The sequence below is a fragment of the Yokenella regensburgei ATCC 49455 genome, from assembly GCF_000735455.1.
Taxonomy (GTDB): domain Bacteria; phylum Pseudomonadota; class Gammaproteobacteria; order Enterobacterales; family Enterobacteriaceae; genus Yokenella; species Yokenella regensburgei.
This window is the reverse complement of sequence record NZ_JMPS01000103.1, coordinates 1-280: the sequence shown is the minus strand read 5'-3', so window position 1 is coordinate 280 and position 280 is coordinate 1. Positions and strand designations below refer to the sequence as shown.

The window sequence follows — 280 nt, the reverse complement described above, 5'->3', positions numbered from 1 at the left end:
TAATCTGTTCTGCTCTTGTGTACCGATGAGCGATTACGAGTAACCACATTGGTTTACGGTTTGATTAAGGGCGCTCCGGCGCCCTTATTTTTTGGAGATAATTCATTTTCTGCCGGATAACGTTTTCACGTCACATCCGGCAAATAATCAGAGATTTTCGCCGTTGCTGGCAATCACGTTTTTGTACCAGTTAAAGCTCTTCTTCCTTGAGCGGGACATATCGCCGGTGCCGTCGTCGTGTTTGTTAACGTAAATAAAACCGTAGCGCTTGCTGTACTGT

General features: G+C 45.4%; 1 protein-coding gene. It reads right to left on the bottom strand.

The features are described 5' to 3' along the window. Positions 1-147: 147 nt before the first annotated feature. On the bottom strand, positions 148-280 hold a 133-nt coding region (locus tag GYRE_RS24145; RefSeq protein ID WP_156102672.1), incomplete at its 5' end, for a family 1 glycosylhydrolase.